Source organism: Mesorhizobium sp. M7A.F.Ca.US.002.01.1.1 (genome assembly GCF_004022955.1).
Classification (GTDB): Bacteria; Pseudomonadota; Alphaproteobacteria; order Rhizobiales; family Rhizobiaceae; genus Mesorhizobium; species Mesorhizobium ciceri.
Map to the genome: position 1 here is coordinate 1 of NZ_RZQE01000210.1, position 9,794 is coordinate 9,794.

A 9,794-nucleotide genomic window follows, 5' to 3' on the forward strand; every position below is an offset into this window, starting at 1 on the left:
CGCCTATGGACGGCTCGATGCCTTCGTCAACAATGCCGGCATCGTCGACGTCAAGGCGCGCGTCGACGAGATGGATGTTTCGCGGCTGGAGCGCATGATGCGCATCAATGTCGTCGGCTCGTTCCTCTGCGCCCGCGAGGCGGTGAAGCGCATGTCGACCCGTCATGGCGGGTCGGGGGGATCCATCGTCAACATCTCGTCGGCCGCGGCGACATTGGGCTCGCCGGGCGAATATGTCGATTATGCCGCCTCCAAGGGCGCCATCGACACCTTCACCGTCGGGCTCGCCCGTGAGGTGGCGCTAGAAGGCATCCGCGTCAATGCGGTGCGGCCGGGCATCATCGACACGGACATCCACGCCTCCGGCGGGCAGCCGGACCGGGTGGAGCGGTTCCGCGATCTGCTGCCGATGAAAAGAGCCGGTACAGTGGATGAAGTCGCGGGCGCGGTTCTCTATCTTCTCTCCGACGCCGCGTCCTATACGACGGGCGCGATCCTGAATGTAAGCGGCGGCCGCTGAGCGCTCTCAAGCAGATCGAGCATGATGTTATCCGAAAACCGCGTCACACTTTTCGGCATCATGCTCAAAACAGAAGGACAGTATCATGGCTTATGACGTCGTTATCATCGGATCGGGACCCGGCGGCTATGTCTGCGCCATCAAGGCGGCGCAACTCGGGCTCAGGGTTGCGGTGGTCGAGAAGAACGCGACCTTCGGCGGCACCTGCCTGAACATCGGCTGCATCCCGTCCAAGGCGCTGCTCCATGCCTCCGAGATGTTCGCCGAGGCCGGCCACTCCTTCGACACGCTCGGCGTCGAGATATCGGCGCCGAAATTGAACCTGAAGAAGATGATGGCGCACAAGGATGCGACGGTGTCGTCGAACGTCAACGGCGTCGCCTTCCTGTTCAAGAAGAACAAGATCGACAGTTTCCGCGGCACCGGCAAGGTGCTCGCCGCCGGCAAGGTGTCGGTCACCTCCGAGGACGGCAAGGTCGAGGAGATCGAGACCAAGAACATCGTCATCGCCACCGGCTCGGATGTCGCCGGCATTCCCGGCGTCAAGGTCGACATCGACGAGAAGGTGATCGTGTCGTCGACCGGCGCGCTGTCGCTGGATAAGGTTCCCGGCCATCTGGTGGTGGTCGGCGGCGGTGTCATCGGGCTCGAGCTCGGCTCGGTGTGGGCGCGGCTCGGCGCCAAGGTCACCGTGGTCGAATTCCTCGACACCATCCTGGGCGGCATGGACGGCGAGGTCTCCAAGCAATTCCAGCGGTTGCTGGGCAAACAGGGCTTCGAGTTCAAGCTCGGCGCCAAGGTCACCGGCGTGGCCAAGGCCAAGAAGGGTGCGACCGTCACCTTCGAGCCGGTCAAGGGCGGCGCCGCCGAGACCATCGAGGCCGATGCCGTGCTGATCGCCACCGGCCGCCGCGCCTATGCCGACAGCCTCGGGCTCGGGGAAGCCGGCGTCGAGGTCGACGAGCGCGGCCGGGTCAAGACCGATGGCCATCTCAAGACCAATATCCCGGGCATCTATGCCATCGGCGATGTCATCGCCGGGCCGATGCTGGCGCACAAGGCCGAGGACGAGGGCGTGGCGGTAGCGGAAACCATTGCCGGCCAGGCCGGCCACGTGAACTATGACGTCATTCCGAGCGTCGTCTACACCAGCCCGGAAATCGCCTCGGTTGGCAAGACCGAGGAAGAATTGAAGAAGGCCGGCATCGACTACAAGATCGGAAAGTTCCCGTTCAGCGCCAATGGCCGGGCGCGCGCCATGCTGCACACGGACGGTTTTGTGAAGATCCTCGCCGACAGGCAAAGCGACCGCGTGCTCGGCGTGCATATCGTCGGCTTCGGCGCCGGCGAGATGATCCACGAGGCGGCGGTGCTGATGGAGTTCGGCGGTTCGTCGGAGGATCTCGCCCGCACCTGCCATGCGCATCCGACGATGTCGGAGGCGATCAAGGAGGCGGCGCTGGCGACGTTCTTCAAGCCGATCCACATCTAAAGCCCTTTCATAAACTCTACTCCGGCGGCCATCTGGCGAGGTTTTCTCCGCTTTCACAGCGCCGCACGTCCTCCTGGACGCTTAAAGGATGCTGTGACCCTTTTTGATTGGCGCATGATCCTCTCCGAAAATCGGACTGATCTTCGGGGTCATGCGCTGCTCACGGACCCAAATGTCCGCTGCGCTCCGGTTCTCGAAAACCACACCAGCTGACTCACCGGAGCGAGTTTCTGGAAAGGCCTTTCTGGCGGCCCCTACAAAACAAAACGGCCCGCTTTTCAGCGGGCCGTTCGTAACTGATATCGAGCCAATCACTGGGCCGGTGCAGGTGCCGGCGCAGGGGCTGGTGCCGGCGCAGGAGCCGGTGCGGGCGCGGGTGCCGGGGCAGGCGCCGGTTCTGCAGGTGCCGGAGCAGGCGCGGGCGCAGGTTCAGCCGGCTTCATCGGTTCCGCCGGTGCAGGCGCTGGGGCCGGTGTGCTGGCCGCCGGCGGCTCGGCGGGTGCCGGGTGCTCACCACTTCTTCCGAAAACATAATACGCGACAACCGCCAGAATAACGACGACCAGGGCAATCAGCCAACCGCTACCACCGCCGCCGCCACTTGGCCTTGGTGCGTTGGTGGACGAATTGAACGGGTCGTTTGGATTCGGTGTGTTCGCCATAAAAGTGTCCTCCGTGGATGAAAAATATCAATCAACACCATACAACGCGCAATCATTGAACTGGTTTCACGCTAGGGTTGGAAAACGCCAAAAACAAGGACAATCCTGCCCTTCCGCAGCCGGAGTGGCGTCGTTTCGCCACGCAGCGCGCCAAGTTTGCGTCTGTTAAGGTCGAATCAGAGGGTTTTGCCGTGACGAATTCGTCAGCTCAGCTTGTCCCGAATCACTGCGATGCTCTTGCCAGAGCCCAGTTCGCAGACCGCTATGTGCTGGTCACTGAAGGCCTTTCCTTAACCGCACTCGGCGCGGCCGAACGCGCTCTGGGGCGAACGCCGCCCTGGGTCGGCAGGCTCATGGCGCTGCGCAATCTTGCCGTCAGGCCGTTCCGGCTGAAGACGGGCCTGGAAACTGCGGTGTTGCCGTCGGGCCGGATCGGGATATTTCCGCTCATCAGCCAGTTTCCCGGCAAGGTTGTGCTTGGCCTCGACGACCGGCATCTCGATTTCCGTGTCCTGGTCGAAGTCAGGGATCTTGGCAGCGGCCGGCAAGAGGTGGCCGCGACGACGATCGTCAAGACGCACAATTGGCTCGGGCGCGCCTATCTCGCGATCATCATGCCGTTTCACCGGATGGTCGTTCCGGCGATGCTGGCCCAGATCCTGGCGAAGTAAGCTGAAGTCACTAAAGTCCGACAGGCGTGACGGTGTAACCGGCCTTGCGGAAACCCTCGACCAGGCCTTCGGGGCCGGGGAGGTGGAGGGCGCCGACCGCCATGAAGACATTGCCTTTGGCAAGGATCGGTTCGGCATGCTCGACCATCACCTTGTTGCGGCTGGTGATCATGGTTTCCTCGAACGCCGCATAGCCCGCGGGGTCGTCCTGTTGGTCCGGCATGGCCGCACGAAACAGCGGCCAGAACATGCCGGTGTCGCCACGCTGGTAGAGCACGATCATGGTTTCGTTGATGTCGTTGACCTTGTCGCCGAGCTTCAGCGTGTCGACGAGGCCCTTCATGTGAAACGCCAGCGGCAGCGAGGCCATGGCGCGCAGTTGGCCTTCAGCCGTCTCCAATCCTTCCACCGGCTTGCCGGAAGCCTTCGCGCCTTCCGCCAGCCTGACATCGAGCACCGGGGCGCCGCCTGACTGACGGGCCAGCTCGCAGGCCGGCAGTGCCATCATGGCCGAGAGCATCCACGGCTTCATCTTGGCAACCGTTGCCGGCGGAATGCCGCGTGCGTCGAGCGCGGTGTTCATGGCCGCCGCATCGTCGGGCGACAGTAGCGACGCCAGCGTCGTCGAATCCGTGAACATCATCAGGTCCGGCTCCTTGAGCATCGCTACCATCATCTTCTGCTTGTCGAGCACGTCGGTGGTTTCGATGACGATGGTGCCGGCGGCGTCATAGGCTTTCTGCGCTTCGGGAGGCAGCGTGGTGACGCGCGGGTCGGTCATATGCATGGTGCCGAACAGGAAGGACGGCTTCTCGCCGGGCTTTTCCAGCTTCCACAACAGGCCCTTGCCGTTCGGCGTCGCGGCGGCTTCCGCTTCGATCTTGCGGTAGGTCGCCGGATCGTTCTTCTGCAGGGCCGACAGCATGTCGGCACCGGTGCAGGTCGGGACTTCGGCATGCGCCTTGCCGGCCGCGAACAGCAGCACGGCGAGGAACGACAGGAAGAACAGAACATTGAGCGCGACGAGCAGCTTCAGCGACACGGAAGCAGCACGGTCGGCGATGGCTATGACGCGTTTCATGAGCCTCTTCTAGGACTGAAAAGCGGCAAAACGGTTAACCTGTGCTGAGAAATTGTCTTGGACTGGCTATCGCCCTCAACTGACGTCGATGGGGCTCATGCTTCAACGATTAGCGGAAACGCCCATTTCTTCGTCATCCCAGGGTCTCCGCGACGGAGCTTCGCTCCTGCTTCGCCCAGGGACGACGACGTTGGGGAGGCTTTCGGCCAAATGGTGAACGTTACCGGCGTTCACGCCCTGGGATGCGCCTTCTCATAAATCTCGAGCAGCCTCGCGGTGTCGACGCCGGTGTAGATTTGCGTCGTCGACAGGCTGGCGTGGCCGAGCAGTTCCTGGATGGTGCGCAAATCACCGCCGCGGCCGAGCAGATGCGTGGCGAAGGAATGGCGCAGCGCATGCGGCGTCGCGGTATCGGGCAGGTTGAGCGCAGAGCGCAGCTTGGCCATGTCGCGCTGGACGATGGCTGGGTTGAGCGGGCCGCCGCGGGCGCCGCGGAACAGCAGGCCCTTGGGGTCGAGATGGTAGGGGCAGAGCCGGCGATATTCGGCGATTGCCCTGAGCGCCACCGGCAGCACCGGCACCAGGCGCGTCTTGCCGCCCTTGCCGGCAACGCGCAGCACCGTGTCGGCCGCCGACGCCAGATCGGCGCCGGTCAGGCCGAGCGCCTCGGAAATGCGCAGGCCAGAGCCGTAGAGCAGCGTCAGCACGGCGGCGTTGCGGGCTGCGATCCAGGGTTCCTCCGCCAGTTGGCCTTCGATGGAAACGATATGCTTGGCATCGCTCGCCGTCAGCGGCTTGGGCAGCGATTTGGGCTGGCGCGGCGCGCGCAGTGCCGCCGCACCGGCCGCATTGGCGAGGCCGCGCCGCTCGAGGAAACGCAGCAGCGAGCGGATGCCGGCGAGACCCCGGCCCAGCGTGCGGGCGCCGGCACCGGCATTGCGCCGCGCCGCAAGGAAGCCGCGCAAATCCGCCGGGCGCAGATCGGCGATGTCCGAAATGCCGGGCGAGCCGCCGCAATGGCCGGTGAGGAAATGCAGGAACTGACGCGTGTCGCGCTCATAGGCTTCCACCGTCTCGGGCGACAGCCGACGTTCTCGCGCCAGCATCTTCAGCCAGCTTTCGCGCGCCGCCTGGAGATCGGGTTTGGCCGGGATGAGGAATTCCTGCATGGCGGCATTTTCGGATATTCGGGTTAGGAAGCGGTGAATAGCCCGTCATTGAAATGACAGCCGCGTGGGGCTAGAGCAGGCCAAAGGATATTTCGCCATGAGCAAGCTCCAGAATCCTGTCCAGATGGCCGTGATCGGCGCCGCCCATGGCATCAAGGGCGAATTGCGGGTGAAGACCTTCACCGGCGAGCCGCTGGCGCTGGCCGATTACGGGCCGCTCTACGCCAGGGACGGGCGCGCCTTCCAGATCGTCGACATCAGGCCCGCCAACACCGTCGTCGTGGTCCGTTTCAAGGGCATTGCCGACCGCAATGCGGCCGAGGCGCTGGCCGGCACGGAGCTGTTCGTCGACCGTTCGATGCTGCCGGACGATGGCGAGGAAGACGAATTCTACCATGCCGACCTCGTTGGCCTCGAAGTCCGCGACGACACGGGTGCCGTGCTTGGCAAGGTGGTCGCGGTGCACAATTTCGGCGGCGGCGACATTCTCGACGTGACGCTGGGCGGGCGCAAGGGCGTGCTGATCCCGTTCACACAGGCTGCCGTACCGCAAGTGTCGATCGCCGAGGGTTTTGTTCGTGTCGATCCGGCGGCAGCCGGGCTGGTCGATGACGAGGATGGCGGTGGTCCGCGTGAGGAAGACTTCGATTCCGAAGGGCAGGCCGCGCGGACCGAGCGATGCCGGGGGCAACCGGTGAGTTTTTCCGCTTCGGTGCTGACGCTTTACCCCGAGATGTTTCCCGGCGCGCTCGGCCTGTCGTTGGCCGGCCGGGCGCTCGAGGCCGGGACGTGGTCGCTGGAGACGATCCAGATCCGCGACTTCGCCACCGACCGCCACCGCACCGTCGACGACACGCCCGCCGGCGGCGGCGCCGGCATGGTGATGCGCGCCGACGTGCTGGCGAAAGCCATCGACCATGCTTCGCCGGAAGGCGATGCGCGGCCCCGGCTGCTGATGAGCCCGCGCGGCAAGCCGCTGACCCAGGCGCGTGTGCGCGAGCTGGCCGCTGGGCCGGGCGCCGTCATCCTGTGCGGCCGCTTCGAAGGCGTCGACCAGCGGGTGATCGACGCGCGGGATTTGGAGGAAGTCTCGATCGGCGATTTCATTCTCTCGGGTGGTGAGCCGGCCGCGCTTGTGCTGCTCGACGCGGTGGTGCGGCTGCTGCCCGGGGTCATGGGCAACGCGATGTCGGGCGAGGAAGAGAGTTTTGAAAACGGCCTGCTCGAACATCCGCACTATACGCGGCCGCAGGAGTTCGAAGGCCGTGACATTCCCGAGGTCCTGATTTCCGGCAATCACAAGAAGATCGCCGCCTGGCGGCGGGCGGAGTCAGAAAGACTGACAGCCGAGAGGCGTCCGGACCTGCTTGCCGCTGCTCAGCCCTTGACAAAATAATAGAAGGCCAAAAACAGGCCGACGGCGACGACGAAGCCGCGCACCGCGTTTTGCGGCACCCGCTTGGCGATCCAGACGCCGGCATAGCCGCCGAGCGCGCCGCCCGGGATCATGATGATCGCCTGCGGCCAGGCGACGACGCCGCCCGAGACGAAGACGACGATCGCGACAGCGGCGATGACCATGGCCAGCATGTTCTTCAACGCGTTCAGCCGGTGATAGTCGCCGGCCTGGGTGAGGCCGAGCGTCGCCAGCATCATCACGCCCATGCCGGCGCCGAAGAAGCCGCCATAGATGGCGGTGAGAAATTGTGCGAGCGAGCCGGCCAGCGAGCCCACCGCCGCTTCATGGCCGGGCTTTGGCACTGGTTTCAGCCAGGGGCCGGCGGCGAACAGGGCCGTCGCGGCTAGCAGCAGCCACGGCACCAGAGCGCGAAACGAGGGATTGTCGAGCGCCAAAAGGATCAGAGCGCCGGCCAGTGCACCCACGGCCGAGATCAGGCACAGCAGCAGCGCGCCGCGCCAGAAGTGCCTGATATCGGCCGAGTAGGCGAGGGTCGAGGTGATGTAGCCTGGAAATTGCGTCACCGAGGAGGTGGCGTTGGCAACAATCGGCGGCAGGCCGACCAACGTCATGGCGCCGAAGGTGATGAAGGTGCCGCCACCGGCGACCGCATTGGCGGCGCCTGACAGAAAGCCCGCTAGAAACAGCAGGATGGCATCGAAGACAGACATGAATTGCGGCCGCTCAAAACTGTGTTATTTCAGGCTTTAGAAAGCCTGAACGACCGGCGCAACCCGGCACGGCAGGATTACGATGGTGCCATGCGAGCAGAAAATGCGCGCCCAAGGCGTGACAAAGCGGCGAAATAGCTGTATGTGCCCGCCCGTACCGGCCAGAAAGAATCTGCCGGACCCGTCAACAATGACGGTGTAGTCGCCCCTGCCTGATGTTTCAAAGACAAATGTCTTGGAGACAAAAGGCATAGCCAAGCGGTCAATGGAACTGCAAGGCGAGTGTCGGACGCTCTGACTGTCGGAAGAACAAGAAGTGGACTTTTGAGATGGATATTCTCCGTCAGCTCGAGGCCGAACAGGCCGCCAAGATCGAAGCCAAGCGCAAGCTTCCCGAATTCCAGCCCGGCGACACCGTGCGCGTCCAGGTCCGCGTGACCGAAGGCACCCGCACCCGCGTCCAGGCCTATGAGGGCGTCGTCATCGCCCGCGCCGGCGCCGGCTTCCAGGAGAACTTCACGGTTCGCAAGATTTCCTACGGCGAAGGCGTCGAGCGCGTGTTCCCGGTCTACTCGCCGATGGTTGAAGGCGTCGAGATCGTTCGCCGCGGCAAGGTGCGTCGCGCCAAGCTCTACTACCTGCGCGATCGTCGCGGCAAATCGGCCCGTATTTCGGAAAACACCGGCGTGCGCGCCCGCAAGCTGAACGATGAGGAGCGCGATGCGCTGAACGCCGAGAAGGCCCGCATCGAAGCCGAGAAGGTGGCAGCAGCCGAGGCCCTGGCCGTCGAGAAGGCCGCCCAGGACGCCGCCGAGAAGAAGGCCGCCGCCGAGGCCGAAGCAGCAGCCAAGGCCGCCGCAGAAGCGACCCCTGCCGAATAAGGTTTTCGGAAATCCCATTCAAAAAGGCGGCTTCGGCCGCCTTTTTTCGTTTCACCAGACTGTGAACGCTTTCAGCGCCAGACACAGGATCCGGCTGTTGACGGCGCATTACCTTGTGCACTAAATAATCGTGCACAAGTAATTGGAGATTTGATATGGCACTCTACACCACACAGGCTCACGTCACCGGCGGCCGCGCCGGCCATGGCGAGACCAGCGACGGTCTGCTCAAGGTCGATCTGGCAATGCCCAAGGAACTCGGCGGGCCGGGGGGCGCCACCAATCCCGAGCAACTGTTCGCTATCGGCTATGCCGCCTGCTTCGAAAGCGCCATCCGCTTTGTCGCGCGCAAACAGAAGCTGTCGCTGACGGATGCCGGGGTAACCTCCACCGTCAGCCTGCTTCCCGATGGCGAAGGCTTTAAGCTCGGCGTCGCGCTCGCGGCGGAAACGAAAGGCCTTGATCAGGCGGCGGCGGAAGCGCTTGTATCGGAGGCGCACAAGATCTGCCCCTATTCCAACGCCATCAGGGGCAATGTCGACGTAGCGCTTTCGGTAAAGGCGGCATGACGGAAAAGACGACAAAGAGCACCAGGGACGTCCCGGCGGAGGCCACCGGGACGTTTCACGTTCCGCGGCTCGACCAACAGCTCTGCTTCGCGCTCTATTCGGCAAGCGGGCTGATGACGAAGCTCTACCGCCCGCTGCTCGATCCGCTCGGCCTGACCTATCCGCAATATCTGGCCATGTTGGCGCTCTGGGAACGGGCTCCAAGCACGGTCGGCGAGCTTGGCGAAGCGCTCGGGCTGGATTCGGCGACGCTGACGCCGCTGCTCAAGCGGCTGGAGGCCGGTGGCCTGGTCACACGCCGGCGCGACCCCGCCGACGAGCGCCGGGTTCTGGTCGAGCCGACAGCGAAGGGACAAGCGTTGCGTGAGCAGGCCAAAAGCGTGCCGGCGGCGATGCTTTGCAACCTGCCGCTGGATGCCGACGAGTTGAAATCCCTGCACCGCACGCTGACGCGGTTCGTCTCCGGCTTGCGCAAGGCGGATGCCGGCATCGTGAAGCGGAGCTGATCGCTGCCGCGACACCGTTCATTCCTGAATCCCGGAAATGAAGGCATCGGAATCCCTTTTTAGCGCGCGCTGACGCAGCGGACCGTCTTGCATGACGCTTGCGGAAAGCTAAA

At 64.1% G+C, this 9,794-nt stretch carries 9 protein-coding genes and 2 pseudogenes; 8 read left to right on the forward strand and 3 right to left on the reverse strand.

The genetic code is table 11. From position 1 onward, the window contains the following. From EN932_RS19995 to EN932_RS20010, 3 genes and pseudogenes are all read left to right on the forward strand, one after another. On the forward strand, window positions 1–520 hold a 520-nt coding region (locus tag EN932_RS19995; RefSeq protein WP_128369004.1), incomplete at its 5' end, for an SDR family oxidoreductase. Between the two features lie 76 nt (window positions 521–596). After that, window positions 597–2,012: pseudogene (gene lpdA, locus EN932_RS20000) on the forward strand (dihydrolipoyl dehydrogenase); the annotation flags it as partial. A gap of 853 nt (window positions 2,013–2,865) precedes the next feature. Then, entirely contained in the window at window positions 2,866–3,345 is a 480-nt protein-coding gene (locus EN932_RS20010) for a DUF2867 domain-containing protein (protein WP_164753487.1), read from the forward strand. Window positions 3,346–3,355: 10 nt separating this feature from the next. Here EN932_RS20010 and EN932_RS20015 read toward each other — a convergent pair whose 3' ends face one another. Further along, window positions 3,356–4,426 carry a TraB/GumN family protein gene (locus tag EN932_RS20015; protein ID WP_127369657.1) on the reverse strand — a complete coding sequence of 357 codons (1,071 nt, stop codon included), beginning with the start codon at window positions 4,424–4,426 and terminating at the stop codon, window positions 3,356–3,358. Between the two features lie 230 nt (window positions 4,427–4,656). Then, a complete protein-coding gene (locus tag EN932_RS20020) occupies window positions 4,657–5,595 on the reverse strand; it encodes a tyrosine recombinase XerC (RefSeq protein ID WP_128369005.1) in 939 nt (312 codons plus the stop codon). 124 nt (window positions 5,596–5,719) lie between these two features. Here EN932_RS20020 and rimM point away from each other — a divergent pair. Together rimM and trmD are read left to right on the forward strand one after the other, a co-directional pair. Next, window positions 5,720–6,130 (forward strand): annotated as a pseudogene (gene rimM / locus EN932_RS20025) (ribosome maturation factor RimM); the annotation flags it as partial. A gap of 159 nt (window positions 6,131–6,289) precedes the next feature. Continuing rightward, a complete protein-coding gene (gene trmD, locus EN932_RS20030) occupies window positions 6,290–6,991 on the forward strand; it encodes a tRNA (guanosine(37)-N1)-methyltransferase TrmD (RefSeq protein ID WP_127384986.1) in 702 nt (233 codons plus the stop codon). On the opposite strand, the gene EN932_RS20035 is transcribed toward trmD, so the two are convergent. Continuing rightward, a complete protein-coding gene (locus EN932_RS20035) occupies window positions 6,973–7,725 on the reverse strand; it encodes a sulfite exporter TauE/SafE family protein (protein ID WP_127368053.1) in 753 nt (250 codons plus the stop codon). The genes trmD and EN932_RS20035 overlap by 19 nt on opposite strands. A gap of 329 nt (window positions 7,726–8,054) precedes the next feature. Here EN932_RS20035 and rplS point away from each other — a divergent pair, with 329 nt between their 5' ends. The 3 genes from rplS to EN932_RS20055 all read left to right on the forward strand — a co-directional run bounded on the left by rplS (window position 8,055) and on the right by EN932_RS20055 (window position 9,681). Beyond that, window positions 8,055–8,606: a 50S ribosomal protein L19 gene (gene rplS / locus EN932_RS20045; protein ID WP_013528861.1), complete on the forward strand. Its 552-nt coding sequence runs from the start codon at window positions 8,055–8,057 to the stop codon at window positions 8,604–8,606. A 155-nt stretch (window positions 8,607–8,761) separates the two neighbouring features. Next, on the forward strand, window positions 8,762–9,175 hold the full coding sequence (locus tag EN932_RS20050; protein ID WP_013528862.1) for an organic hydroperoxide resistance protein: 414 nt from the start codon (window positions 8,762–8,764) through the stop codon (window positions 9,173–9,175). Next, window positions 9,172–9,681, forward strand: a complete 510-nt coding sequence (locus EN932_RS20055; protein WP_013528863.1) for a MarR family transcriptional regulator — start codon at window positions 9,172–9,174, stop codon at window positions 9,679–9,681. The genes EN932_RS20050 and EN932_RS20055 overlap by 4 nt, the downstream gene beginning before the upstream one ends. Window positions 9,682–9,794 lie beyond the last annotated feature (113 nt).

Coding starts and splice junctions, on each gene's coding strand:
- rplS (WP_013528861.1), top strand. CDS start 8,055: ATGGATATTCTCCGTCAGCTCGAGGCCGAACAGGCCGCCAAGATCGAA.
- EN932_RS20050 (WP_013528862.1), top strand. CDS start 8,762: ATGGCACTCTACACCACACAGGCTCACGTCACCGGCGGCCGCGCCGGC.
- EN932_RS20015 (WP_127369657.1), bottom strand. CDS start 4,426: ATGAAACGCGTCATAGCCATCGCCGACCGTGCTGCTTCCGTGTCGCTG.
- EN932_RS20020 (WP_128369005.1), bottom strand. CDS start 5,595: ATGCAGGAATTCCTCATCCCGGCCAAACCCGATCTCCAGGCGGCGCGC.
- EN932_RS20055 (WP_013528863.1), top strand. CDS start 9,172: ATGACGGAAAAGACGACAAAGAGCACCAGGGACGTCCCGGCGGAGGCC.
- EN932_RS20035 (WP_127368053.1), bottom strand. CDS start 7,725: ATGTCTGTCTTCGATGCCATCCTGCTGTTTCTAGCGGGCTTTCTGTCA.